At 71.1% G+C, this 23,854-nt stretch carries 23 protein-coding genes; 7 read left to right on the forward strand and 16 right to left on the reverse strand.

Annotation, left to right across the window (positions count from 1 at the left end; translation table 11 throughout):
• Positions 1-100 precede the first annotated feature (100 nt).
• Both ACH65_RS04080 and ACH65_RS20975 read left to right on the forward strand, forming a co-directional pair.
• On the forward strand, positions 101-2,440 hold the full coding sequence (locus ACH65_RS04080; protein ID WP_202594140.1) for a 2OG-Fe(II) oxygenase: 2,340 nt from the start codon (positions 101-103) through the stop codon (positions 2,438-2,440).
• A gap of 169 nt (positions 2,441-2,609) precedes the next feature.
• A complete protein-coding gene (locus tag ACH65_RS20975; protein ID WP_053096146.1) occupies positions 2,610-5,234 on the forward strand; it encodes a DNA translocase FtsK in 2,625 nt (874 codons plus the stop codon).
• Positions 5,235-5,316: 82 nt separating this feature from the next.
• Here the strand turns inward: ACH65_RS20975 and rbsB are convergent, their stop codons facing one another.
• From rbsB to rbsK, 5 genes are all read right to left on the reverse strand, one after another.
• Positions 5,317-6,267: a ribose ABC transporter substrate-binding protein RbsB gene (gene rbsB / locus ACH65_RS04090; RefSeq protein WP_049621308.1), complete on the reverse strand. Its 951-nt coding sequence runs from the start codon at positions 6,265-6,267 to the stop codon at positions 5,317-5,319.
• Between the two features lie 85 nt (positions 6,268-6,352).
• A complete protein-coding gene (locus tag ACH65_RS04095) occupies positions 6,353-7,297 on the reverse strand; it encodes an ABC transporter permease subunit (RefSeq protein ID WP_049621309.1) in 945 nt (314 codons plus the stop codon).
• Between the two features lies 1 nt (position 7,298).
• The gene (locus ACH65_RS04100; protein WP_049621310.1) at positions 7,299-8,780 is read right to left on the reverse strand and encodes a sugar ABC transporter ATP-binding protein; all 1,482 of its coding nucleotides are present in this window, start codon (positions 8,778-8,780) and stop codon (positions 7,299-7,301) included.
• A 10-nt stretch (positions 8,781-8,790) separates the two neighbouring features.
• Positions 8,791-9,189, reverse strand: a complete 399-nt coding sequence (rbsD, locus tag ACH65_RS04105) for a D-ribose pyranase (protein ID WP_049621311.1) — start codon at positions 9,187-9,189, stop codon at positions 8,791-8,793.
• Positions 9,186-10,079, reverse strand: coding sequence for a ribokinase (gene rbsK, locus ACH65_RS04110; protein WP_049621312.1), 894 nt, complete (start codon positions 10,077-10,079; stop codon positions 9,186-9,188). Before rbsK ends, rbsD begins: the two co-directional genes overlap by 4 nt.
• A 187-nt stretch (positions 10,080-10,266) precedes the next feature.
• Between rbsK and ACH65_RS04115 the strand changes: the two genes are divergently transcribed.
• The gene (locus tag ACH65_RS04115; protein WP_049621313.1) at positions 10,267-10,965 is read left to right on the forward strand and encodes a glutathione binding-like protein; all 699 of its coding nucleotides are present in this window, start codon (positions 10,267-10,269) and stop codon (positions 10,963-10,965) included.
• A 54-nt stretch (positions 10,966-11,019) separates the two neighbouring features.
• Here ACH65_RS04115 and ACH65_RS04120 read toward each other — a convergent pair whose 3' ends face one another.
• From ACH65_RS04120 to lptM, 8 genes are all read right to left on the reverse strand, one after another.
• Entirely contained in the window at positions 11,020-11,634 is a 615-nt protein-coding gene (locus tag ACH65_RS04120) for a hypothetical protein (protein WP_049621314.1), read from the reverse strand.
• 111 nt (positions 11,635-11,745) lie between these two features.
• Positions 11,746-13,080: an ATP-dependent protease ATPase subunit HslU gene (gene hslU / locus ACH65_RS04125; RefSeq protein WP_049621315.1), complete on the reverse strand. Its 1,335-nt coding sequence runs from the start codon at positions 13,078-13,080 to the stop codon at positions 11,746-11,748.
• Positions 13,081-13,153: 73 nt separating this feature from the next.
• Positions 13,154-13,705: an ATP-dependent protease subunit HslV gene (gene hslV, locus ACH65_RS04130; protein ID WP_049621316.1), complete on the reverse strand. Its 552-nt coding sequence runs from the start codon at positions 13,703-13,705 to the stop codon at positions 13,154-13,156.
• 78 nt (positions 13,706-13,783) lie between these two features.
• Complete coding sequence (locus tag ACH65_RS04135; protein WP_049621317.1) at positions 13,784-14,821, reverse strand: glycosyltransferase family 9 protein; 1,038 nt, start codon at positions 14,819-14,821, stop codon at positions 13,784-13,786.
• 145 nt (positions 14,822-14,966) lie between these two features.
• The gene (gene xerC / locus ACH65_RS04140) at positions 14,967-15,851 is read right to left on the reverse strand and encodes a tyrosine recombinase XerC (protein ID WP_049621318.1); all 885 of its coding nucleotides are present in this window, start codon (positions 15,849-15,851) and stop codon (positions 14,967-14,969) included.
• 9 nt (positions 15,852-15,860) lie between these two features.
• Complete coding sequence (locus tag ACH65_RS04145) at positions 15,861-16,547, reverse strand: DUF484 family protein (RefSeq protein WP_049621319.1); 687 nt, start codon at positions 16,545-16,547, stop codon at positions 15,861-15,863.
• Between the two features lie 66 nt (positions 16,548-16,613).
• On the reverse strand, positions 16,614-17,462 hold the full coding sequence (gene dapF / locus ACH65_RS04150) for a diaminopimelate epimerase (protein WP_049621320.1): 849 nt from the start codon (positions 17,460-17,462) through the stop codon (positions 16,614-16,616).
• 7 nt (positions 17,463-17,469) lie between these two features.
• Entirely contained in the window at positions 17,470-17,649 is a 180-nt protein-coding gene (gene lptM / locus ACH65_RS04155; RefSeq protein ID WP_049621321.1) for an LPS translocon maturation chaperone LptM, read from the reverse strand.
• 91 nt (positions 17,650-17,740) lie between these two features.
• Between lptM and ACH65_RS04160 the strand changes: the two genes are divergently transcribed.
• Together ACH65_RS04160 and ACH65_RS04165 are read left to right on the forward strand one after the other, a co-directional pair.
• Positions 17,741-18,430 (forward strand): hypothetical protein, encoded by a 690-nt coding sequence (locus tag ACH65_RS04160; protein ID WP_049621322.1) that lies wholly within the window; start codon positions 17,741-17,743, stop codon positions 18,428-18,430.
• Between the two features lie 276 nt (positions 18,431-18,706).
• Entirely contained in the window at positions 18,707-19,825 is a 1,119-nt protein-coding gene (locus tag ACH65_RS04165) for a mechanosensitive ion channel family protein (RefSeq protein WP_049621323.1), read from the forward strand.
• Positions 19,826-19,832: 7 nt separating this feature from the next.
• On the opposite strand, the gene ACH65_RS04170 is transcribed toward ACH65_RS04165, so the two are convergent.
• On the reverse strand, positions 19,833-20,306 hold the full coding sequence (locus ACH65_RS04170) for a GNAT family N-acetyltransferase (protein ID WP_049621324.1): 474 nt from the start codon (positions 20,304-20,306) through the stop codon (positions 19,833-19,835).
• A 235-nt stretch (positions 20,307-20,541) separates the two neighbouring features.
• Here ACH65_RS04170 and ACH65_RS04175 point away from each other — a divergent pair, with 235 nt between their 5' ends.
• The gene (locus tag ACH65_RS04175) at positions 20,542-22,026 is read left to right on the forward strand and encodes a RimK family protein (protein ID WP_049621325.1); all 1,485 of its coding nucleotides are present in this window, start codon (positions 20,542-20,544) and stop codon (positions 22,024-22,026) included.
• A gap of 24 nt (positions 22,027-22,050) precedes the next feature.
• On the opposite strand, the gene ACH65_RS04180 is transcribed toward ACH65_RS04175, so the two are convergent.
• The gene (locus ACH65_RS04180; protein ID WP_049621326.1) at positions 22,051-22,269 is read right to left on the reverse strand and encodes a hypothetical protein; all 219 of its coding nucleotides are present in this window, start codon (positions 22,267-22,269) and stop codon (positions 22,051-22,053) included.
• A 96-nt stretch (positions 22,270-22,365) separates the two neighbouring features.
• Between ACH65_RS04180 and aroE the strand changes: the two genes are divergently transcribed.
• Entirely contained in the window at positions 22,366-23,196 is an 831-nt protein-coding gene (gene aroE / locus ACH65_RS04185) for a shikimate dehydrogenase (protein WP_049621327.1), read from the forward strand.
• 12 nt (positions 23,197-23,208) lie between these two features.
• Here aroE and ACH65_RS04190 read toward each other — a convergent pair whose 3' ends face one another.
• Entirely contained in the window at positions 23,209-23,826 is a 618-nt protein-coding gene (locus ACH65_RS04190; protein ID WP_049621328.1) for a TetR/AcrR family transcriptional regulator, read from the reverse strand.
• Positions 23,827-23,854: the final 28 nt, after the last annotated feature.

Raw genomic sequence — 23,854 nt, forward strand, 5'->3', positions numbered from 1 at the left:
GAGAGATCACAGCTAGGTGTCGCGAATCGCGGAATGAGAGAGCAATCGATGTGCTCGCCCAAACCCGCAACGTGCTCATGACTGACGGGGTAATTCATTGATGACCACCCCCGCCCAGACCATCGCCCAACGACTCGTCACCCTCGGCACCAGTGGCCACTTCGCGACGCGCTTTGCCGTCGAGGCCGATCCGCAACTGCACGTCGAAGGCGTCGGCGCCGTGCCGCTGCCGGTGACGCTCCAAACCGCTCATCGCCTATGCGCAGCGGCGCAGCCAGCGCACCATGGCTACAAGGACCAGACGCGGCAGGATCCGCGTGTGCGCGATACCTGGGAAATCCCGGCCGGCCGCCTGCGCTTCGGTTCGCCGCAGTGGTCCGCCGTGCTCGAGCGTGCGCTGGCGCGCATTGCTCGCGATCTGGGCCTGCCGCCCGGCGTGTGGCTCGACGCGCAGTTGCACAACCTGCTGGTGTACGCGCCCGGGCAGTTCTTCGCCGTGCACCAGGATTCGGAGAAGGCCGACGGCATGCTGGGCACGCTGGTGGTCACCCTGCCGTCGAAGTTCAGCGGCGGCGAGTTCGTGGTCTCGCACCAGGGGCAGACGCTGCGCACGCGCGGCTCGGCCGGCAAGTTGGGCATGGTCGCCTTCTATGCCGATTGCCATCACGAAGTGCGCCCGGTCACGCAGGGCTATCGCATCGTGCTGACCTGGAACCTGGTCGCCTGTGGCGACCCTCCCGCCGCGGACCTGCCGGCGCAGGACCTCGATGCCCTGGCCGATGCGGTGCGCCGCTTCTGGCACACGCCTGCCGCCCCGCGCTGGACGGGCGACACCGCCATCGAGCCGCCGGACCGGCTGGTCTATCTGCTCGACCACCAGTACACGCAGAGCGGCCTGTCGTGGGCCCGGCTCAAGGGCGCGGATGCGCCGCGTGCCGCCGCGCTGCGGCGGGTGGCCGAGCGACTGGATGCGGAGATCTTCCTGGCGCTGGCCGACGTGCACGAGACCTGGCAGGCCGAGGACGACTACCCGGAATACGACCGCTGGGGCTATGCCGAGGACGAAGAGGAGATCGAGGCCGACGATACGGCCGAGCCGACGCTGGGCGAGCTGATCGACAGCGAGATCGAGCTGCGCCACGGGATCGCCCCGGATGGCGGCGCGCTGGCGTCGGAGGCCAACTTCGTCGCCTCGGCCGAGTTGTGCATGAATCGCCCCTCGGTCGACTGCACGCCGTTCCGCTCCGAGTACGAGGGCTACATGGGCAACTACGGCAACACGGTCGATCGCTGGTATCACCGTGCGGCCGTGGTGTTGTGGCCGCGCGAGCGCGCCTTCGTCATCCGTGCCCGGCAGTCGCCACGCTGGGGCATCGAGCAGGTCGCCGAGCGGCTGGCCGCTGGCGACAGCGAGCAGGCGCAGCAGTGGGCAAAGTCCATGTTGCCGTTCTGGGGCCGGGGCGCGGCGAACGATTCTGCACTGCCCGGCGCCACCCTGGCGGTGGCCGCCGCACTCGACGACGCGCCGACCGCCGCCGGCCTGCTGGCGCCGTTCGCGCTGGTGCAATTGACGCCGGAGGTGATGCCCTCGGTGCTGCGGCTGCTGGAACGCCATGGCCTGGATTGGTGCAAGGAGTGCCTGCAGCAATGGGCTGAGGCCTACCAGACCGACGAAAGCGAGTTGCACTGGCTGGCACACACGCTCCCGGCGCTGGCCCACGCCTGGAGCACGGCGGCGCCCGCGGACGGACGCGCACTGGTTGCCGCTCTGGTGCAGGAGCGCTGGGATTGGCTGCGCAAGCACACCGCACAGGTGCAGGCGCACACCGGGGGCAGCGCCAGGGTGAAGGCGCTGGCGGCCACCAGCCCGGCGCTGCTGGCGTTGGTCCGATCCAGCCACGACGCCCGTCTTGCCGCGCTTCGACAGCAGGTCATCGACACACTGCTGTCCAGCGAACTGCCGCTGCAGGTGCCACTGGGCGTATTGCGTGCGGCGGGCACGGACACGCTGAATGCCGTTGCGCTCGAGTTGGCGCCCGTGCATGGATTCTGCACCCAGGTGCTTACCGCGCGGTTGGCGCAGCCCGGGCGTGCGGACGACGACTGGTCGATCGCGCCGCCAGCCGATGGCGCCCGCCTGGGCGACCTGCACGAGCTCTTGGCGCGCTTCCTGGCATCGCCAGTGCAGCAGCGCTTCGAGTGGCCACTGGCGCAGGCCAAACGGCAGCTCATCCACCAGTTCATCGACCGCCATGAACTGCCACTGCGGCACGAGACGCGGCGCAGCGGCCGGCCGTACACGCTGGTGCTGGAGAAGACGCCGGCCCTGTTCGAGCGCGAAGTCGCCGAGCGCCGGCAATGGGCCAGCGATCTGGCCTGGCTGCGGCAGATGGCCGAGCGCTTTGCCCGGTCGGATGTGGGGAGCGATGAGATCCCATAAGGCCCAAGCGCCGGAGCAGGCGCCTGCCAAGCAAATCACTTCTTCGTATCGGCAAGTAGGCCGTCAATCGCATACGGAACAAACCTTTACGGGACACTCCGCTGACGGCACTGACCTGTAGGCGCTAACATGTTGCGTTTGCAGGGATGAGTGGGTCGTCCAACTAGGCATGTCTACGTTTCTTTTCGGCAGTTTTGGACTTTCCACCCTGTGGCTGCTTCGCCTGGCCTGGCGCATCGGGCGGCCGCTGTTGTCGCGGCGGCGACCGGTGCTCGGCGGCGAAGGGGCGATCCGTTTCTGGCTGGGCGGCGTGCTGGTGCTGGGTTCCAGCGCGACGCTGGAAGGGCTGGTGGTGGGGCACTACACGGACGACCCGCAAGCCGGCGGCGCAGTCTGCCGCGCCTTGGCCGATGGCCTGGGCGGTTTGCTGGGCACGCCGTTGACGAGCCTGTTGATGCTGGCGGTGCTCGCCGCCGCCCTGCCCTGGTACCTGGGCGTTGCCTGGCCGGCGGTGTTCCGGCGCGTTACGGCGGGCATCGATGCGCTGGGCGACTGGGGAATGGGGCGCGTCGGTGGGATGGGCCTGCGTTGGGGCCGGCGGCGTGGACGCGGCGCGGTGCGGCGCGCGCCCAAGGCAGCGCGCCGGCGTAGGGAGCCACTGGCTTCGCCGCGTCCTGCGATGACGCCCGTCGAAAGGCCGGCGGCGGTGGTGCCTTCATCTTCGCCCTCGCCGGCTCCGTCCGCGTGGCCGATGCGGGAGGGCGGGCGTCGTGTGCCGACTGCCCGCGAGACGGTGATCCGCGAGCCGTGGCTGTTGCCCCGAAGCGCGCGTGCGTCCTCGCCATCGCTGCCGGCCGCCACGGCGCGGATGGCCCGGCCGGCGCCGCGGCCGGTGAACCCGACGGTGGCCGCTCCTGCCGCATCCGCGGTCCCCATCGCCGCGGTCGAGCCGCCCCGCGCCCCGCTTCACGAGTCGATCAGTGAGCCGGTCGATGCGCCAGTCGCTCCCCTGCCGGATGAGCCCCTCGCCTCAGCGCCGTCCCTGGTCGAGTTGCCCCCTGCGCCGGGTAGCGAGGCGGAGTCGAAGCCCGAGTCCGACACCGACGTCGAACCCGAGCTCCTGGAAACAGCCGCCTCCGTGGAGACGGCCGCGCCGCCGCAGGCCGAGGCGATGATCGAGCCGGCCGCGCACTGGTCGCCCGCCCTGCCGGCTACGCCGGTGCCGGGACGTTATCGCGCGGCCAACGACGATCCGCCCGCCGAACCCGAGGCGCCGGCCTTTGCCGAGGCGGCTCCGCGGGCGCGCTCGTCCGTGCAGCTGCCGCCGCTGTCGCTGCTGGCCGGTGCGGTGGTTTCCGAAGCGGCCTCGGCCGACGAGGCGCAGCTGGCCGAGACGGGCGAACTGATCGAGCAGCGCCTCGGCGAGTTCAAGGTGCCGGTGGCCGTGGTGGGCGCCTCGGCCGGCCCGGTGATCACACGCTTCGAGGTCGAGCCGGCGGTGGGCGTGCGCGGCAACCAGATCGTGGCGCTGATGAAGGACCTGGCCCGCGGCCTGGGCCGTACCTCGATCCGCGTGGTGGAGACCATTCCCGGCAAGACCTGCATGGGCCTGGAGCTGCCCAACGAGCAGCGGCAGATGATCGCGCTGTCGGAGATCCTCGACTCGCCCGAATACCGCGACGCCGACTCGCAACTCACGCTGGCGATGGGCAAGGGCATCACCGGCGAGCCGATGGTGGCGGACCTGGCCCGCGCGCCGCATATGCTGGTGGCCGGCACCACCGGTTCGGGCAAGTCGGTGGCGGTCAACGCGATGATCCTCTCGATGCTCTACAAGGCCACGCCCGAGGACGTGCGCCTGATCATGATCGACCCGAAGATGCTGGAGCTTTCGGTGTACGAGGGCATCCCGCACCTGCTGGCGCCGGTGGTCACCGACATGAAGCTGGCCGCCAACGCGCTGGCCTGGTGCGTGGCGGAGATGGAGAACCGCTACCGCCTGATGTCGGACCTGCGCGTGCGCAACCTGGCCGGCTTCAACCAGAAGGTGCGCGAGGCGAAGGCCGCGGGCCGGCCGCTGCTCAACCCCTTCCCCGCGCATCCGGAGGTGCCCGAGACGCTCGACACCCTGCCGATGATCGTGGTGGTGATCGACGAGCTGGCCGACCTGATGATGGTGGCCGGCAAGAAGATCGAGGAGCTGATCGCCCGGCTCGCGCAGAAGGCGCGCGCGGCGGGCATCCATTTGATCCTCGCCACGCAGCGCCCGTCGGTGGACGTGATCACGGGCCTGATCAAGGCCAACATCCCCACCCGCGTGGCCTTCCAGGTTTCCTCCAAGATCGACTCACGCACCATCCTCGACCAGATGGGTGCGGAGAGCCTGCTCGGCCAGGGCGACATGCTGTTCCTGCCGCCGGGCACGGGCTACCCGCAGCGCATCCACGGCGCCTTCGTGGCCGACGAGGAAGTGCTGCGTGTGGTGGCCTACCTCAAGCAGTTCGGCGAGCCCGACTACAAGGACGAGATCCTCGCCGGCCCGCCCGGCGAAGGCGGCTCGGGCGAACTGTTCGGCGAGGAGGGCGCGGACGCCGAGCTCGATCCGCTGTACGACGAGGCGGCGGCCTTCGTGGTGCGCACACGCCGCGCCTCGATCTCCTTCGTGCAGCGCCAGTTCCGCATCGGCTACAACCGCGCCGCGCGGCTGGTGGAGGCGATGGAGGCGGCGGGGCTGGTCTCGGCCACCGGCATCAACGGCCAGCGCGAGGTGATCGCACCGGCCCCGGCCGAGTGACGGCGCCGAATTCGGACGCCTGAAACGAAAACCGGGCCTGTGCGGCCCGGTTTTTTTTCTCGCGGTTTGGCCGTTGTCGTGCTTACGGCGCGGCGTCCTTGCTCACCAGCTTGAGCGGCACGGCGATCTTCGCCTCCACCGGCTGGTTGTCGATCAGGCTCTTGGCGGTCTGCACGCCGATGCGGCCGATCATGCCCGGCTGCTGCGCCACGGTGGCGGCGAGCTTGCCGTCCTTCACCGCCTGCATGCCGTCGGGCGTGCCGTCGAAGCCGACCACCAGCACGTTGTCGCGCTTGGCGCCTTCCAGCGCGCGCGCCGCGCCCAGCGCCATCTCGTCGTTCTGGGCGAAGATCGCCTGCACGTCCGGGTGCGCCTGCAGCAGGTTCTCGGTGACCGAGAGGCCCTGCGCACGGTCGAAGTTGGCCGGCTGGCTGGCGATCACCCGCAGGCCGCTGCCCTTGAGCGCGCCCTCGAAGCCCTGGCCGCGGTCGCGCGCGGCGGAGGTGCCGGGCACGCCCTGCAGCTCGATCACGTTGCCCTTGTTGCCCAGCGCCTGGCGCAGGAAGTCGGCCGCCTTGCCGCCGCCGGCGACGTTGTCGGAGGCGATGTGCGAGGCCACCTGGCCGTTGTCCACCGAGCGGTCCAGCGTGATCACCGGGATGTGCGCCTGGTTGGCCTCCTGCACCGCGCCGCTCAGCGCGGAGGAGTCGGTGGGGTTGAGCAGGATCACCGCGACCTTCTTCTGGATCAGGTCTTCCACGCTGGCGATCTGCTTGGCCGGGTCGTCCTGCGCGTCGACCACGGTGAGCGTGAGGCCCGCTTCCTTCGCGGCCTGCTCGGCACCCTGCTTGAGCTCGACGAAGAAGGGGTTGTTCTGGGTGGACAGGGCCAGGCCGACGACCTTGGCGCCGCCGGCGGCGCCAGCCGCCGTGCCGGCCGCGGCCGGGGCCGCGCTCTCGCCGGGGCCCTGCTGGCTGCACGCCGCGGCGAGCAGTGCGGCGGCGGTGAGGGCGAAGAAACCGTACTTGCGCATGAGGGGTTACTCCCGTGACGGGGTGGGGAAAGGGACGAGCAGGTTTATTCGAGCGTGCTGTTCGAGCGTGTTCAGGCGAACGTGTTCACTTGCGGCGGTCCAGCAGCACCGCGACCAGGATCACCGCACCCTTGACCACCTGCTGGTAGAACGAGGACACGCCGAGCAGGTTCAGTCCGTTGTTGAGGAAGCCGATCAGCAGCGCGCCGATCAGCGTGCCCACCAGCCAGCCGCGGCCGCCGGCGAGGCTGGTGCCGCCGAGCACCACCGCGGCGATGGCGTCGAGCTCGTAGCCGCTGCCGGCGGTGGCCTGGGCCGAGTACAGGCGCGAGGTCAGCACCACGCCGGCGAAGGCCGAGAGCAGGCCGGAGAGGCCGTACACGCCGAGCTTGACCAGGTTGATGCGCACGCCCGAGAGCCGCGCGGCCTCCTCGTTGCCGCCGAGCGCGAATACGTGGCGGCCGAACACCGTGCCGCGCAGCAGGAAGCCGCCGAGCGCGAAGGCGATGAACATCCAGATCACCGGGTTGGGCACGAGGTGGGCGAGGTAGCCGTTGCCGATCAGGGCGAAGCCGCCGTTGCCCACCGCGATCGGCTGGCCGGCGGTGTAGGAGAGCGTGAGCCCGCGCAGCAGGGTCATGCTGCCCAGTGTGGCGATGAAGGGCGCCACCTTGCCCCACGACACCAGCACGCCATTGAGCACGCCGAGCAGCAGGCCCAGGCCGAGCGCCGCGAGCACCGACAGCGCCATGCCATGGCCCGCCGCCATCAGCCCGGCGGCAATGGCGCCGGTGAAGGCGAGGATGGCGCCCACCGAGAGGTCGATGCCGCCGGCCAGGATCACGAAGGTCATGCCGAAGGCGATCAGCGCGTTGATCGACACCTGGCGCAGCACGGTGAGCAGGTTGCCGGTGGTGAGAAAGTCGGGGCTCAGCACGCTGAGCGCGAGGCTGAGCAGCAGCAGGCCGATCAGCGGGCCCAGGCGCTGCATCCAGGCGGCGGCGCCGTTCAAGGAGAACGCGGCCGGCATTTCAACGGCCTCCGGTGGCGGCGTGCATCACCGCTTCCTGGGTGGCGCCGGCGGCGTCGAGCAGCGCGGTGGCGCGGCCCTCGTGCATCACCAGGATGCGGTCGCTCATGGCCAGCACCTCGGGCAGTTCGGAGGAAATCATGAGGATGGCCACGCCTTGTTCCGCCAGTTGGTTGATGATGTGGTAGATCTCGGCCTTGCCGCCGATGTCCACGCCGCGGGTGGGTTCGTCCAGCAGCAGCACGCGCGGCTTGAGCGCCAGCCACTTGGCCAGCACCACCTTCTGCTGGTTGCCGCCGGAGAGCGCGCGCAGGGCGAGTTCCATGTCGCGGGTGCGGATCTTCAGCGCCTCGATCAGCTCGCGCGTCTGGCGTTTCTCGCGGGGGAAGTCGATCACGCCGGCGCGCGCGGGCACGCGCGGCAGGCTCATGTTCTCGCGCACGGAAAGGTCGAGCACCAGGCCCTGCTCCTTGCGGTCCTCGGTGACGAAGCCGAAGCCGGCGGCGATCGCCTGCTGCGGCGAGCGCAGCGCGAGCGGGCGACCGTCGAGCGCGACCGTGCCCTCCCGCGGCTTGCCCAGCCCGAACAGCAGCCGCGCCAGTTCCGTGCGGCCGGCGCCCATCAGGCCGGCCACGCCCAGCACCTCGCCGGCGCGCAGTTCGAAGCTGATGCCGCGCACGTGCTCGTCGCCGAGGTTCTCCACCTTCAGCCGCACCGGGCCCAGGGTGGCGTGGCGGGCGGGGAAGCGCGCGTCGAGGCTGCGCCCCACCATCATGCGGACCACCTCGTCGAGGTCGAGGCCGGGCACCGGGCGGGTGCCCACGAAGTGGCCGTCGCGCAGCACCGAGATGCGGTCGCACAGCGCGAAGATTTCTTCCATCCGGTGCGAGACGTAGACGATGCCGGTGCCGCCCGCGCGCAGCTCGCGGATCAGCGCGAACAGCGTGGCCGTCTCGCGCTCGGTCAGCGCGGCGGTGGGTTCGTCCATGATCAGCGCGCGGGCGTTCTGGCCCAGCGCCTTGGCGATCTCCACCATCTGCCGCTGGCCCACCGAAAGGCGCGCCACCGGCGTGTCCGGGTCGAGCGCGGCCAGGCCCACGCGGGCCAGCCACTCGCGCGCCCGCGCCCGCATCGCGCGCTGGCGCAGCAGGCCGAAGCGTTTAAGTTCGCGGCCCAGGAACAGGTTCTCCGCCACGCTGAGCGGCGGGATGAGGTTCAACTCCTGGTGGATGATGGCGATGCCGAGGCGCTCGGCGTCGCCAGTGGAGCCGATGGCCGCTTCCTCGCCGTCCACCTCGATGCGGCCCTCGTCGGCGCGGTAGACGCCGGTGAGGATCTTCATCAGGGTGGACTTGCCGGCGCCGTTCTCGCCCATCAGCGCGTGCACCTCGCCGGCGAGCAGTTCGAAGTCCACGCCTTCCAGCACCTTCACCGGCCCGAAAGCCTTGCGGATGCCGCGCATGCGGATCAGTGGCGCGTTCATGGCCAGCCTTTCAGAAGGTGACGCCGGCATGCAGGATCACGTTGGCGTAGGGCGAGGTCTCGCCCGTGCGCACCACCGCGCGGGCGACGGTGCAGCGCTGCTTGAAGGCCTGGTGGCCGACCTCGTTCACGGCCACGCCCTCGCCCTTCAGGCGCTCGGCCAGCGCCACCATCGCGCCGTTGCGCGCGTGGATCTCGCTGGCGAGGGTGACCGCTTCCACCGCCAGTTCCGCGTAGACCGCCTCGAAGACGTCCGCGAACGAGGGCAGCCCGGGCAACACGGCGAGGTCGATGCACGGCACGCCGGCGGGCACCGGCAGGCCGACGTCGGCGATCACCAGGGTGTCGGTGTGGCCCAGCGCGGCGATCAGCCGGTTGAGCTCGGCGTGCAGCAGGCCCTGGCGCCTCATGCCGGCTGCCCCGCGAGCAGCGCCTCGACCTCGGCGCGGGTCGGCATGCCGCCCTGCGCGCCCAGCCGCGACACCGACAGCGCGCCGGCCGCGCAGGCCTTGCGCACCGCCTCGCCGAGGCCGTCCTTGAGGAATACGGCCAGCGCCGCGTTGAAGGTGTCGCCCGCGCCGGTGGTGTCCACCACCTCGACGCGGAAACCGGGTTGATGCTGCGGTTCGCCGCCGTCGCGGTACCAGGCGCCCTCCGCGCCGCGGGTCAGCACCACCGGCGCCGGGGCGCGTGCCATCAGCGCGCGGAAATCCTCATCGGGATCGGCGCCGAGCAGGATCGCCAGTTCATGCTGGTTGGGCGTGAGGAAGCGCGCCAGCCGCAGCCATTCGACGGGCAGCGGCCGCGCCGGCGCCGGGTTGAGGATCACCGGCACGCCGAGCCGTTGGCCCAGCCGCAGCGTGGCCTCCACCGTCTCGGGCGGGATCTCCATCTGCACCAGCACGGCATCGGCGCGGGCGAGGGAGTCGGCGGCCGCCTCGACCTGGGCCGGGCTCACCGTCCAGTTCGCGGCCGGCACGATCACGATCTGGTTCTCGCCGCCGGCCACGGTGATCGAGGCCGTGCCGCTGGCGCCGTCCACCCGCCGCACGTGCTGCAAAGCAATGCCCTCGGCGGCCAGGCCGGCGTGCAACTGGTCGCCGAACAGGTCGCTGCCGAGCGCGCCGACCAGGCTCACGTCGGCGCCCAGGCGGGCCGCTGCCACCGCCTGATTGGCACCCTTGCCGCCGGGAATGGTGAGGAAGCGCTCACCGAGGAGGGTTTCGCCTGGCTCGGCAAAGCGCGGCGCCAGCGTCACCAGGTCCATATTGATACTGCCGACCACTACCACACGTACCACGTCGTGCTACTCCGGGTCCTGCGCACTGCTCGAGTGCCATCCGCTCGCGCGGCGAAACGTCGCGGAGCATAGCCGCTTTTATCGATTTAGCCTTGATGCGGCACAGCATTTTTCCGCGGCGAAGGTTGAACTCAATGGCGGCCGGTCCGACCCTGTGGGGGCCGAACGCCTACCAGGACGCCCCACCATGATCGACCTGCATTACTGGCCCACGCCCAACGGCCACAAGATCACCCTGCTGCTCGAGGAGACGGGGCTGCCCTACCGCCTCGTGCCGGTCAACATCGGCCGCGGCGACCAGTTCCAGCCGGACTTCCTCGCCATCTCGCCCAACAACCGCATGCCGGCCATCGTGGACACCGCGCCGGCCGACGGCGGCAAGCCGGTGAGCGTGTTCGAGTCGGGCGCGATCCTGCTCTACCTCGCCGAGAAGACCGGCCGCTTCCTGCCCGCCGCGCTGCGCGAGCGCAAGACGGTGCTGGAATGGCTGTTCTGGCAGGTCGGCGGGCTGGGCCCGATGCTGGGCCAGAACCACCACTTCAACCGCTACGCGCCGGAGAAGATCCCCTACGCCATCGAGCGCTATGTGAAGGAGACGCGCCGGCTCTACGGCGTGCTCGACAAGCGCCTGGAAGGGCGCGCCTTCATCGCCGGCACGGACTACACCATCGCCGACATGGCGGCCTACCCGTGGATCGTGCCGCACGCCGCCCAGGGCATGGCGCTGGAGGACTTTCCCCACCTCGAGGCCTGGTTCGCGCGGATCCGCGACCGCGCGGCGACGGGCCGCGCCTACGCGCTGGCCGACACCATCGGCGACAAGCCGGACCTGACCACCGACGAGGAAGCCCGCAAGCTGCTGTTCGGCCTCGGCGCCAAGCGCTGAAGGCGGTTCCAAACAACGACGCCGGGCGTGTGGCCCGGCGTCGTCGTGAGAAGTTCAGTGCGCGCGGCCCACGCCAGGGTCGCCGTGTTCCAGCGGCGGCGGCGTGCCGGCTACCGCCAGCAGGGCCTGGGCGTAGCTGTCCTCGATGCTGACGGTGGAGACCTCGTCCCAGGCGAAGAACGAGGGCTCGCTCAGCCACTCGGCGTCCGGGGTGATCTCCTGCAGGTTGAAGCCGTCCTCCTCGAGGCCGACCAGGCGGCCGATGTAGCAGATCTCGGCGTCGTCCTCGCTATCCACGTGCACGCCGATCACCGGCGCCATCGCGCCGGCGGCCTGCACCACCTCGCGGATGCCGTCGAGCGGGAAGCCGCGCGGCGGGCGCGGCAGGATGTGCTTGAGCGCCAGCGCCTTCTCCATGAAGACGTGGTGCTTGTCCGGCGACTCCAGCTCGGTGACGTCGCGGTGGCGCATCACGTAGACGCCGTCGTAGGTGATGCCGTCGCCGACCACCCACAGCAGGAAGAACTCGCGGCCCACGCCGCCCACGTAGCCGCAGAAGCTGCCCTGTTCCAACTGGCCGCGCCACAGGCGCACCAGCTGCTGCTTCTGCATGGCCTCGCGCAGCTGGGCGCGCTGGCCGGTGGTCTTCAATTCGATGACTTTGCTCATGACCAAAATTTTAGCAGCAGCCGGCGCACGCGACCTGACCGGCCGGCCGCGTGCGACAAAGCGTCAAAAAATAGAAATATGAATCAATGGCTTGCGAAAGCTCGCCCGTGTTCACAGGATATAGCGGCTGAGATCCTGGTCGACGACCAGGGTGGACAGGCTGTTGTCTACATATTCGGCGTCGATCCTGTAGTTTTCACCGGATTTGTCTGCCGCTTCGTAGGAAATCTTCTCCAGCAGCCGCTCCATCACGGTATGCAGCCGGCGGGCGCCGATGTTCTCGGTGCGCTCGTTCACCTGGAAGGCCACCTCGGCCAGCCGGTCGATGCCGGACTCGGTGAACGTGAGGTTCACGCCCTCGGTGCCGAGCAGGGCCACGTACTGCTTGGTGAGCGCGTTGTGCGGCTCGCGCAGGATGCGCTTGAAGTCGTCCACCGAGAGCGCCGACAGCTCCACCCGGATCGGCAGGCGGCCCTGCAGCTCGGGGATCAGGTCCGAGGGTTTGGCGAGGGAGAACGCGCCGGAGGCGATGAACAGGATGTGGTCGGTCTTGATCGGGCCGTACTTGGTGGACACGGTGGAGCCTTCCACCAGCGGCAGCAGGTCGCGCTGCACGCCCTCGCGGCTGACGCCGGCGCCGCCCCACTCGGAGCGCTGCGCGATCTTGTCGATCTCGTCGAGGAAGACGATGCCGTTCTGCTCGGCGGCGGTCATCGCCTGGGCACGCACTTCCTCCTCGTTGAGCAGCTTGCCGGCTTCTTCATCGATCAGCAGCGGCCGCGCCACCTTGATCGCCAGCTTGCGCTGCTGCGTCTTGGCGCCGCCCAGGTTCTGGAACATCTGGCGCAGCTGCTGGCCCATCTCCTCCATGCCCGGCGGGGACATGATCTCCACGCCCACGTTCATGGCGAAGTCCAGCTCGATCTCGCGCTCGTCCAGCTGGCCCTCGCGCAGCTGCTTGCGCAGCTTCTGGCGGGTCTCGCCGTCGGCGCTGGGGGCCGGGTCGTGGCTCCAGTCGCTGGGCGACTGGCGGCGCGGCAGCAGGGCGTCGAGGATGCGGTCCTCGGCGCGGTCCTCGGCCTGCGAGCGCACGCGCTTGATCGCCTGCTCGCGGGTCAGCTTGTAGGCCACGTCGGCGAGGTCGCGGATGATCGACTCCACGTCCTTGCCCACGTAGCCCACCTCGGTGAACTTGGTCGCCTCCACCTTCACGAACGGCGCGTTGGCCAGCGTGGCGAGGCGGCGCGCGATCTCGGTCTTGCCCACGCCCGTGGGGCCGATCATCAGGATGTTCTTGGGTGTGACCTCGTCGCGCAGCGCCGGCTCCAGCTGCATGCGGCGCCAGCGGTTGCGCAGGGCGATCGCCACGGCGCGCTTGGCATCGTGCTGGCCGATGACGTAGCGGTCGAGTTCGTTGACGATTTCGCGGGGAGTGAGTTCGGACATGGGCTTCGCTGGGAATAGGGAAATCGGGAATAGGGAATGGGAAGAGCGGCTCGGCGAACGGGAATCCGATTCCCTATTCCCGATTCTCGATTCCCAGTTCTTCGATCGTCGTGTTGTAGTTGGTGTAGATGCAGATGTCGCCGGCGATCTTCAGCGCCTTCTCCACGATGATGCGCGCATCGAGCTCGGTGTTCTCCATCAGCGCCAGCGCGGCGGACTGCGCGTAGGGGCCGCCGGAGCCGATCGCGATCAGGCCGTGCTCGGGTTCGAGCACGTCGCCGTTGCCGGAGATCAGCAGCGAGGCATTCTCGTCGGCCACAGCCAGCATGGCCTCCAGGCGGCCCAGGCGGCGGTCGGTGCGCCACTCCTTGGCCAGCTCCACCGCGCCGCGGGTGAGGTCGCCGCCGTGCCTGGCGAGCTTTTCCTCGAACAGCTCGAACAGGGTGAAGGCATCGGCGGTGGCGCCGGCGAAACCGGCCAGCACCTTGCCCTGGTGGAGGCGGCGGATCTTGCGCGCGTTGGCCTTCATCACCGTGTTGCCGAGGGTGACCTGGCCGTCGCCGCCGATCACGACGCGGCCGTTGCGGCGCAGCGCAACGATGGTGGTGGCGTGGAAGGATTCCATAACTGCTCTGCCTTGGGACGAGCAGCATCAATAGGGTCGCCGGCCCCGATTGCAAGGTTTGGCGGGGTTGCCGCTGGCTCAGCGCGGCAGCGCGTCGAAGAAGGGCAAGGCCGCCTCGGCGACCTGCGCGGGCGTGCGCTCGGCCACCGCCAGCGCCGCGTCGTGCGGCCCGTAAGGGCGGTAGCGTTCCAGGTTGCCCTTCACGAACAGCCCCAGCGTAGGTACGCCGGCGGCGCTCGCCAGGTGCATCACGCCGCAGTCGCCGCTCAGGTGCGCGGCGCATTGCGAGAGCACCGCGGCGAGCTTGCGGATGTCGCCCGAGTAGTAGCTCGGAAAGCGTGCGCCGAGCTGCGAGTGGCCGTGCCCGGCGATCATCTCCACGAACAGCAGGTCGGGCCGCCGGGCCGCGAGGGCCTCGATGAGGCCGAGCCACCACGCCTCGGACAGGCGCTTCTTGCCGGTGGCGTTGGGGAACAGCGCGACGATGCGGCGCCCCGCCGCCGCCGGACCCAGCAGGTCGGCCAGCAACGTACGGCCGGCTTCGCGCTCGGCCGCGTCCAGGTGCAGGCGCAGGACGGGATAGGGCTCGCCCTCGGCCGGCACGCCGAGCGCGGTGCGCAGCGCGTGCACGCCAGTGAGGGCGAAATGCACCGGCGCTTTCGCCAGCGCGCGCCGCCAGCCCTCGCCTACCTCGCGCCGCTCGCGCTCGCCGTGCGGCAGGCCGAGCAGGTAGCGGGCACCGCTCCAGCGGAGCAGCAGGCGGCCGGAGCGCGAGCCGCGGGCGCTGTCGATGCACAGGTCGTAGTGGTGGCGCCGCATGGCGAGGAAGATCGCCAGCGCGTGCAGCGGGTGGTGACCGGGCCGGCTGGTCAGCTGGTAGATGCGGCGGATCTGGCGGAAGCCGGCGAACACCTTGTCGGCCGCCTCGCAGGCGGTCAGCACGTCGATCTCGGCGCCGGGGAAGCGCCGCCCCAGTTCGACCAGCAGCGGCGTCAGCAGCAGGGTGTTGCCCAGCCGGTGGTTGGGGCGCAGCACCAGGATGCGGTGGATGTCCCGCTGCGGCAGTTCCCCCGCCGCCAGCAGTCGGTGTCGCAGCCGGCCTCGCGCGCCGGCCATGGCCGCGAGATCCGGGTGGGAAGAACCTGATGTCATGGGCATCGCGCAGGCGGACCGGCAGCCTTCCATGCTGCGGACGGAATCTTTCAGCTTGCTGAAACCCGTCCTTACGTCATGTGACGGGCATCCCGGCCCGGCTGGCCGCCTATTTGCGCCGCGCGCGCGGGTGCGCGGCGTCGTACACCCGCGCCAGATGCTGGAAATCCAGGTGGGTGTAGATCTGGGTGGTGGCGATGTCGGCATGGCCGAGCAGCTCCTGCACCGCGCGCAGGTCGCCGGAGGATTCCAGCATGTGGCTGGCGAAGGTGTGGCGCAGCAGGTGCGGATGCACGTGCTTGGGCAGGCCCTGGCGCAGCGCCAGGGCCTTCAGCCGCAGCTGCACCGTGCGCGGGTTGACCGGTGCGCCGCCGCGGCCGCGGAACACCGGGGCCTCCGGCGCCCTGCCCCCGGCCTCGCCCAGCGCGCGCAGGGCGGCCACGGCGTGGCGGCCGACCGGCACGATGCGGGTCTTGTTGCCCTTGCCGCGCACGCGCACCTCGCCGGCGTCGAGGTCCAGGTCGAGCCAGTGCAGGGCGACCAGTTCGGACAGGCGCAGGCCGGAGGAATAGAACAGCTCCAGCATCGCGCGGTCGCGCCGGGCCAGGGGGCCGTCGCCCTCGACTTCCACCAGCGCGCCGGCCTCGTCCACGTCCAGCACCTGCGGCAGCTTGCGGTGCACCTTGGGGCCGCGCACGCCGGCGGCCGGGTCGTGCGCCAGCGCGCCTTCGCGGCGCAGCTGGCGGAACAGGCTGCGGCAGGAGGAGAGCAGCCGCTGCAGGCTCTTGGGCGCGAGCCCGCCGCGGTGCTCGGCGGCGATGAAGGCGCGCAGGCGGTGCGGGTCCAGCGCGTCGAAGCCGGCGAGGCCCTGCGCTTCCATCCAGCGCAGCAGCTTGTCCAGGTCGCGGCGGTAGCCCGCGACAGTGTGCGGCGAGGCCTGGCGCTCGGCGGCGAGGCGGCCGAGCCAGGCGTCGACCTGTGCCCGCGGCGGCATCGCCCAGGCTCAGGCGATGTCGCGCGAACGCTGCAACGCGGCGGTGAGCGTGGCGGCGATCATCTTGAGGAACAGGGTGCCCGAGCCCGGCTGGAAGTGGTCGGCGCTGGTGCTGCCCAGCGCGAACAGGCCCAGCTCGCCGAGCGGCGTCACCGCCGCCGACTGCACCTGCGGCGCCTGCTCGCCGAACAGCCGGTACAGCCGCTCGGCGGAAAGCCGCCCGGTGACCGGCTCGTGGTTGGCGAGGAAATCGCTGAACTCCGGCATCCCGGCGCGGCCGCGCGGTTCCACCGCCAGCCACTCGGCCGGCGGCAGGCCGTAGGCGTTGCCGAACAGCAGCAGGTGCACGTGCTCGATGTGGAAATCCTCGCCCAGCCGCGTCACCACGCTGCGCGCGGCGATGGCCGGCGTGGCGGCGCGCAGCACCGCCACGTTGAGCTCGTGCACGCGCTGCATCAGCCGCTCGTTCTCGGCGGCGATGGCGACCAGCTCGGCCAGCCGCTGTTCGAGTTCGGCGTTCTTCTCGCGCAGCTGCTGCGACTGGTACACCGCGAGCGAGGCCACCGAGCCGTGCTCGCGCGGCAGCGTGAGCTGCGCGGCGAGCTCCGGGTAATCGCCCAGGAAATGCGGGTGCCGCTTGAGATAGGCGGCGACGTCCTTGGCCGCCAGGGTCTCCTTGAGCAGGGGGTCGGACATGCGCGGGTTACCTCGTTACCGTGGGAGCGGCGCTTGCGCCGAGTGTGCGATGCCGGCGGGCGCGCTTCAATGCGCCGCCGCCTCGCCCGGCCATTCGCCCTCGAAGGCGAAGGCGGCCGGGCCGGTCATCCACAGCGTGTGGCCGGGGCCGGCCCAGTCGATGTGCAGCGTGCCGCCGGGCAGGTCCACCCGCACGCGCGCGTCCACCTCGCCGCGCCGGCGCAGCACGGCCATGGCGGCGCAGGCGCCGGTGCCGCAGGCCAGCGTCCAGCCGCTGCCGCGCTCGTGCACGCGCAGGCGCAGGTGGGCACGATCCAGCCGCTGCACGAAGCCGGCGTTGACGCCGGCGGGAAAGCGCGGGTGGCGGGTGAGCGCCGGGCCGAGGCGGTCGAGCGCGGGCGCGGCCAGATCGTCCACCGCCAGCACCGCGTGCGGGTTGCCCATCGACACCGCGCCGATCTCGAGCGTCTCGCCCGCCACGTCGATGGCGTAGTGCCCGGCTGCTTGCGGGGCGTCGAAGGGAATCCGCGCCGGCGCGAAGTCCGGCTCGCCCATGTCCACCGCCACGGTGTCCGCGTCGAGCAGGCGCACCGCGACCGCGCCGGAGGGGCTTTCGATGCGCACCGTGTCGCCGATGGCCAGCTCGCCGGCGCGGTGCAGCCAGGCCGCCACGCAGCGCACGCCGTTGCCGCACTGGCCGGACGGGCTGCCGTCGGCGTTCCAGATGCCGTAGTAGAACGCGCAGGACGGATCGCGCGCCGGCTCCACGCTGAGCAGCTGGTCGAAGCCGACGCCGGTGTGGCGGTCGGCGATGGCGCGGATCGCGCCATCGTCCAGTGCGAAGGGCTGTCGCCGGCAGTCGAGCACGACGAAGTCGTTGCCGATGCCGTGCATCTTCGAGAAGCGCAAAGCCATCGCCGCCTCAGTACCGGCTGGCGTCCGGCGCGCTGGCGGCGGAGGCCGGATGCGTGCTGGCCGCGGGCGCCGGCGCGGCATGGGCCGGGGCGGCGGGCTTGGGCGGCGGCAGCACCAGCGGCCCCTTGTTGCCGCAGCCGGCGAGCAGGAGGGAGGCGGCGCAGAGCCCGAGCAGCGTTCGACGCATGGGTAAGGATTCCTGGAAAGCGAACCCGCAGTATAGCCAGCCCCACCTGGCTATCATCTTCGGCGTCACGCCCGACGGCGCTGGAGCCGCTATGGACTGGTCCACCCTGATGCACCTGCCGATGACCCTGCTGTTCGTGCTGGCGGTGGTCGCCCTGCTGTTCGCCCTGGCCCAGTTGGTGGCGATGTTGCAGCGGCGGCGCGAGCAGCGCCCCGTGGCCGCGGCGGGGCGCCTGCTGCTGCTGCTGGTGGGGCTGGGGCTCACCCTGCTGCTGGCCGGCGCGGGGCTGGCGCTGCGCGGCTACCGCCTGCTCGGCGAGGAGCGCCCGGTGGTGGAGCTGGACGCGCGCATCCTCTCGCCGCAGCGCTGGGCGCTCACCCTGACCTGGCCCGACGGCGCCACCCGCCAGGCGCAGGTGGTCGGCGACGCCTTCCGCATCGAGGCGGTGGTGCTCAAGTGGAAGCTGCCGGCCCTGCTCGCCGGCGTGCCGCCGCTGTACCGGCTCGACCGCCTCGATGGCCGCTACGACGAGGCCGGGCAGGAAGCCACGGCGCGGCGCACGGTGATCGACTTCAAGGAGGCCGGCGCCTTCGACCTGCTCACCCTGCGCAAGCAGTATCCCGAGTGGCTGCCGGAGGTCGATGCGGTCTACGGCAGCGGCGCCTTCCTGCCGCTGGTCGACCAGGGCCACTACAGCGTGAGCCTGATGCGCACCGGCGCCCTGGTGGCGCGGCCGGACGAGGCCACCGCCCAGCGCCTGGCGCAGCCCTTCGGCGGCTGAGCTGCGCGCCGGCGCGGCATGCGCGCTGCGGCCGTGCGCCGCAGACGGGCCGGTCGGGTTTTCACGCCTGCCCCACGGCGGCATGATGGGGAAGCGCTCCGCGCCTGCCGCGGACGCGCCCGTGTCCCGCCATGTCCCGTCTGGCCCCATGCCCGGCAGGATGGCCGGGGCTTCGCGGTCCCGTGCCCGCCTTCGGCCGGTGGTGCGGGTCCCCTCGTCGCAGGCCCGCCGTTTCGTGGCGGGTGGCGCTCCCTCCCCACGACGACAGGAGTCCGCATGCACGTTTTTGCACTCTGGCACGAACTCTGGCGCCAGGAGGCGCTGGTGAGGCTGTTCACCTACCTGGGCCTGGCCTGGCTCGTCGCCCTGGCGCTGCGCGCCGCGGCGCAGGGGTTGCTGGGACGGCTGGCGCGTCGCCGCCCCGCCTTCGGCCCGCTGGCGGCGCAGGCCGCGCGGCCGCTGCGCTGGCTGTTGCCGCTGGCCTGTGCGGCGGCCGTGCTCGACTACGCGCCCGACCTCGGCGAGCTGGGCTGGCTGCCGGCGCTGCGGCGGCTGATGCTGTTCGCCCTGATCGGCACGGCCACCTGGCTCGCCGTGGCCGGCATCGCCGGGCTGGAGGAACTCGCCCTGCACGCCGGCCCGCTGCGCGACGACCGTTCGCCGCGCGGCCGCCGGCTGCTCACCCAGATCCGCGTGCTGAGCCGCACCGGCATGGTGGTGGTGACGGTGGTGGGCCTGGCCGGCGTGCTGATGACGGTGCCCGCCGTGCGCCAGGTCGGCGCCAGCCTGCTCGCCTCCGCCGGCCTTGCCGGCCTCGCCGTGGGTTTCGCGGCGAGGCCGGTGCTGAGCAACGTGATCGCCGGCCTGCAGATCGCGCTCACCCAGCCCATCAGCCTCGACGACACGGTGATGATCGAGGGCGAGCTCGGCTACGTGGAGGAGATCACCGGCACCTACGTGGTGGTGCGCGTGTGGGACGAGCGCCGCCTGGTGGTGCCGCTGACCTACTTCATCGAGAAGCCGATCTCCAACTGGAGCCGCACCGATCCGGGCCTCACCGGCGCAGTGTTCCTGTGGTTCGACTTCCGCCTGCCGCTGGACCCGCTGCGCGAGGAACTCCGGCGGCTGGTCGCCGAGGCGCCGGAGTGGGACGGCAAGGTCTGCCTGCTGCAGGTGGCCGACGCCAACGAGCGGGCGATGCAGCTGCGCATCCTGGTGTCCGCGGTGGGCATGCCGGCGTGGTGGGACCTGCGCTGCCGCGTGCGCGAGGGGCTGATCCGCTTCGTCAACCGGCATTACCCCGATTGCCTGCCCACCGCCCGCACCCGCCTGCAGGGCGAGGACGCCATGCAGGGACCCTCGCCGTTCGACCTGGCGGCGGCGCAGCGCGCCTGAGCACGACTCAGTCGAGCGCCTTCTCGTAGCGCCAGCCGTCCGCGCCGTCCTCGTAGTAGCCCGCCACGCGGGCGAAGCGCCGGTAGCCGAGCCGCTCGTAGAGGCGCGTGGCGGTTTCGTTGTCCACGCGCACTTCCAGCCGCAGCCGGCGGCAGCCGCGCTGGCGCGCGGCGTCCTCGGCGGCGGCGAGCAGGGCGGAGCCGACGCCCATGCCGCGCGCGTCCGGCCGCGTGGCGATCGAGTACAGCCGCGCCACCGCGCTGCCCTGGCGGAAGAACACCACGGCGGTGCCGAGGAAGCGGCGGTGGTTGGCGCTGGCCACCAGCACGCGGGCGGAGTCGCTGTCGAGATGGCGACGGTATTGCGTGCGGCTCAGCCGGTCGCTGTCGAAGCTCGCTTCCTCCAGCGCGACCAGGTCGTCGAGGTCGGAGCGTTCGGCGCGGCGGACCCGCACCGGGGCGGTGGCTGGCAAGGGATTCATCGGGCTGTCTCGACGCGGTATCGGCGGCGCGCTCGGCAGGCGCGGGCGGCGGCACTCTAGTGCAGCGGAGCGGCCAATGCACCCGCCGGCGGCCGCGTGCGCCGCCGTTTAGGCCCGCTTCAGTGCGCCGGCTTGTGCGTCGCCGCGGCTATGCCCACACTGCGCGCTTTCGCGCCGTGCCGCCCCGTTACCCACGCGACGACACCCTTCCCGCTGTCGTGCCTAGCCAGGTGTCATGACCCGCCTCGTCATCGTCGTCGAGAAAGCTTCCGACTGGAGCGCCTACTACCCGTCCGCCGATGTGGTCAGCGCGCTCGACTACCTGCGCGAGCCCGCCGGCACGCAGGAGGAGCGCACCCACGTCCTCAACCTGTGCCGCAGCTACAAGTACCTGGGCGCGGGCTATTACGTGTCGCTGCTGGCCGAGGCGCGCGGGCACAAGGTGATGCCCTCGGTGCGCACCATCAACGACCTGGGCCGGCGCTCGCTGTACGGCCTGGATATCGAAGATCTCAATCAGAAGCTCACCCGCTTCCTGCCCGCGGGCGGGCGCGACACCACCGACTTCGGCATCCTGGTGTACTTCGGCGAGACGGCCTACCCGGCGCTGCAGGACCTGGCGCGGCAGGTGTTCGAGATGTTCCCCTGCCCGCTGCTGCGCATCGAGTTCGAGCGCGAGCGCGTGTGGCAGGTCAGCGCGATCAAGCCGGTGGGCCTGCACACGCTGGACGACGCGCAGGAGGACGCCTTCGCCGGCGCGCTGGACAGCTTCTCGCGCAAGCTCTGGCGCAAGCCGCGCGCGCGCCGGCGCTACCGCTACGACCTGGCCATGCTGGTCGATCCCAACGAGGCGATGCCGCCGTCCAACAAGCGCGCGCTGAAGTCCTTCATCGCCGCCGGCAAGGAGCTGGGCATCGAGGTGGACCCGATCGGCAAGAACGACTACCAGCGCCTGGCCGAGTACGACGGCCTGTTCATCCGCGAGACCACGGCCTCGGACAACCACACCTACCGCTTCGCCCACCGCGCGGAGAAGGAAAGCATGGTGGTGATCGACGATCCCACCTCGATCCTGCGCTGCACGAACAAGATCTTCCTCAACGACCTGATGGTGTCGCGCAAGCTGGCGGTGCCGCGCACCGAGATCCTCTACCGCGACGACGCCAAGAGCCTCAGGGAGATCGCCGGCCGGCTCGGCTACCCGCTGGTGCTGAAGATCCCCGACGGCTCCTTCTCGCGCGGCGTGGTCAAGGTGGAGAGCGAGGAGGCATTGGAGAAGGCGGCCGGCGGGCTGTTCCAGCACAGCGCCCTGCTGCTGGCGCAGGAGTTCGTCTACACCGAGTTCGACTGGCGCATCGGCGTGCTGAACCACGAGCCGCTGTACGCCTGCAAGTACTACATGTCGCGCGGCCACTGGCAGATCTACAACCACGGCGCCAAGGGCACGGCCAAGTCCGGCGGCTTCGAGACGATTCCGGTGCGCGACGCGCCCAACGAGGTGGTCAAGCTCGCGCTCAAGGCCACCCAGCCGATCGGCGACGGCCTCTACGGCGTGGACCTCAAGCAGGTGGACGGCAAGGCGGTGGTGATCGAGGTGAACGACAACCCCTCGATCGACGCCGGGGTGGAGGACGGCTACCTCGGCGAGGACCTCTACCGCCGCGTGATGCAGGAACTGCTGCGCCGGATGGAGCGCAAGCGGCTGGGCATCGCCCACTGAGGCGCGCGCCGGCGCGCCGCCCGCTCAGCCGGGGAATGCCCGCGCCGCCGGCTGCGGGCGCCGCAGCGCCAGCCCGGCCAGCATGCACAGCGGTGCCAGCAGCAGCCAGAACAGCGGCGTCCAGCCCAGCCGCTCGGTGTGCGCGGGCAGCGGCGTCAGCGCGAGCAGAAAGGCGCCGAGCAGCAGCCAGGCGGTGGCGGCGAGCGCCAGCCAGCGGGGCAGGTCGCGGACGAGGACGGGCATGGGACAGCTCCGGTGGCGAAGGTGGGACGAGCATCCGTACACCTCGTCTCAGCGCCTGCGACCGCTACAATGCGGCCCCCCGCACCGGAGTCGACGATGAACCCGCCCCTGCGCTATGCCGTGTTCGGCCATCCGATCAGCCACTCGCTGTCGCCGCAGATCCACCAGGATTTCGCCCGGCAGTTCGGCATCGCGCTCGAATACACGGCCATCGACGCCGCGCCGGCCGGGTTCGAGGCGGCGGTGCGTGCCTTCTTCGCCGGCGGCGGCCACGGCGCCAACGTCACCCTGCCGCACAAGGCCGCCGCCTATGCGCTGGCCGACGTGCGCAGCCTGGCGGCCGAGCGCGCCGGCACCGCCAACGTGCTCACCCGCCTGCCCGACGGCCGCCTGGCCGCGCACAACACCGACGGCGCCGGCCTGGTGCGCGACATCACCGAGCGCCACCGGGTCGACCTGCGCGGCCACACCGCGCTGCTGCTCGGCGCCGGCGGCGCCGCGCGCGGCGTGGCCTGGAACCTGCTCGAGGCGGACGTGGCCACGCTCACCATCGTCAACCGCTCGCCCGCGGCCGCCGACGCGCTGGCGGACGCCATCGGCGACCCGGCGCGGGCGCACACCCGCTACTGGGAAGACCTGGCCGGCATCGGCAGCTACGACCTGATCGTCAACGCCACCTCCGCCGGCGTACTGGGCCAGGACCTCGACCTGCCGTTCTCGCTCGCCGGCGCGCGGGCGCTGTGCTACGACCTCTCCTACGGCCCGGCCGCTGCCGGCTTCCTCGCCTGGGCCCGCGCCGCCGGCGCCCGCTATGCGCTGGACGGCCTGGGCATGCTGGTGGAAACCGCCGCCGACGCCTTCGAGCTGTGGCACGGCAAGCGCCCGGACACCGATCCCGTCTACGAGCGGCTGCGCGGTCGCCACTGAGCGGCCGGGGGCTCAGCCGGCCCGGTCGAAGAAGGTGGCGTTGAAGATGGTGCCGAGCACCGCCTGCGCCGCCTCGTCGGGCAGTTCGTTGGGCATGCAGGTGTTGAAGAAGCGCATGCCGTCGATCAGCGCCATGGTGCCGAAGGCCAGATCGGCGGCGGGGCCCGGCGGGTTCTTCTTCATCAGCGCGCAGAACTGGGTGATGAAGTAGGCGATCACGTCGCGCTTCTCCAGGCACAGCGCGCTGAAGCGCGCGCGGAACCGGCCGTCGCGCAGGGCCAGCAGGCGGGCCTCCGCCCAGAGCGCGAAGTTGTTGCTGTCGCGGTAGGCCTTCAGGTAGCACAGGGTGAGCTGGCGCTGGGTGTCCTCGATCGACAGCCCGGCGCTCAGGATCTGCTGCAGGTCCTGGTGCATGTCCTCGTGGTCGCGCTTGAGCAGCGCGATGAAGAGGTCGGTCTTGCTGGTGAAGTTCGAGTAGAAGGCGCCGCGTGTGTAGCCGGCGTGCGCGGCGATGTCCTCCACGCTGGCCGCGGCGAACCCCTTCTTGGCGATGAGCACCGCCGCCGCGTCGAGCAGGCGCTGGCGGGTCAGGTCACGGCTTTCTTCGCGGGTCAGGCGTTTGCGCGGCATGGCCTATCCTAGCATGCGGCCGGGCGCC

This window comes from Frateuria defendens (assembly GCF_001182895.1).
Classification (GTDB): Bacteria; Pseudomonadota; Gammaproteobacteria; order Xanthomonadales; family Rhodanobacteraceae; genus Frateuria_B; species Frateuria_B defendens.

Excerpts from the sequence above, each read along its gene's own strand:
- ACH65_RS04165 (WP_049621323.1), top strand. The coding sequence starts at position 18,707 with ATGCACGTTTTTGCACTCTGGCACGAACTCTGGCGCCAGGAGGCGCTG.
- ACH65_RS04170 (WP_049621324.1), bottom strand. The coding sequence starts at position 20,306 with ATGAATCCCTTGCCAGCCACCGCCCCGGTGCGGGTCCGCCGCGCCGAA.
- aroE (WP_049621327.1), top strand. The coding sequence starts at position 22,366 with ATGAACCCGCCCCTGCGCTATGCCGTGTTCGGCCATCCGATCAGCCAC.
- ACH65_RS04145 (WP_049621319.1), bottom strand. The coding sequence starts at position 16,547 with ATGTCCGACCCCCTGCTCAAGGAGACCCTGGCGGCCAAGGACGTCGCC.
- dapF (WP_049621320.1), bottom strand. The coding sequence starts at position 17,462 with ATGGCTTTGCGCTTCTCGAAGATGCACGGCATCGGCAACGACTTCGTC.
- hslU (WP_049621315.1), bottom strand. The coding sequence starts at position 13,080 with ATGTCCGAACTCACTCCCCGCGAAATCGTCAACGAACTCGACCGCTAC.
- rbsD (WP_049621311.1), bottom strand. The coding sequence starts at position 9,189 with ATGAGGCGCCAGGGCCTGCTGCACGCCGAGCTCAACCGGCTGATCGCC.
- ACH65_RS04180 (WP_049621326.1), bottom strand. The coding sequence starts at position 22,269 with ATGCCCGTCCTCGTCCGCGACCTGCCCCGCTGGCTGGCGCTCGCCGCC.
- ACH65_RS04080 (WP_202594140.1), top strand. The coding sequence starts at position 101 with ATGACCACCCCCGCCCAGACCATCGCCCAACGACTCGTCACCCTCGGC.
- ACH65_RS04135 (WP_049621317.1), bottom strand. The coding sequence starts at position 14,821 with ATGGCCGGCGCGCGAGGCCGGCTGCGACACCGACTGCTGGCGGCGGGG.
- ACH65_RS20975 (WP_053096146.1), top strand. The coding sequence starts at position 2,610 with ATGTCTACGTTTCTTTTCGGCAGTTTTGGACTTTCCACCCTGTGGCTG.
- hslV (WP_049621316.1), bottom strand. The coding sequence starts at position 13,705 with ATGGAATCCTTCCACGCCACCACCATCGTTGCGCTGCGCCGCAACGGC.
- ACH65_RS04160 (WP_049621322.1), top strand. The coding sequence starts at position 17,741 with ATGGACTGGTCCACCCTGATGCACCTGCCGATGACCCTGCTGTTCGTG.
- xerC (WP_049621318.1), bottom strand. The coding sequence starts at position 15,851 with ATGCCGCCGCGGGCACAGGTCGACGCCTGGCTCGGCCGCCTCGCCGCC.
- ACH65_RS04095 (WP_049621309.1), bottom strand. The coding sequence starts at position 7,297 with ATGCCGGCCGCGTTCTCCTTGAACGGCGCCGCCGCCTGGATGCAGCGC.
- ACH65_RS04175 (WP_049621325.1), top strand. The coding sequence starts at position 20,542 with ATGACCCGCCTCGTCATCGTCGTCGAGAAAGCTTCCGACTGGAGCGCC.
- rbsB (WP_049621308.1), bottom strand. The coding sequence starts at position 6,267 with ATGCGCAAGTACGGTTTCTTCGCCCTCACCGCCGCCGCACTGCTCGCC.
- ACH65_RS04100 (WP_049621310.1), bottom strand. The coding sequence starts at position 8,780 with ATGAACGCGCCACTGATCCGCATGCGCGGCATCCGCAAGGCTTTCGGG.
- lptM (WP_049621321.1), bottom strand. The coding sequence starts at position 17,649 with ATGCGTCGAACGCTGCTCGGGCTCTGCGCCGCCTCCCTCCTGCTCGCC.
- ACH65_RS04115 (WP_049621313.1), top strand. The coding sequence starts at position 10,267 with ATGATCGACCTGCATTACTGGCCCACGCCCAACGGCCACAAGATCACC.
- ACH65_RS04120 (WP_049621314.1), bottom strand. The coding sequence starts at position 11,634 with ATGAGCAAAGTCATCGAATTGAAGACCACCGGCCAGCGCGCCCAGCTG.
- ACH65_RS04190 (WP_049621328.1), bottom strand. The coding sequence starts at position 23,826 with ATGCCGCGCAAACGCCTGACCCGCGAAGAAAGCCGTGACCTGACCCGC.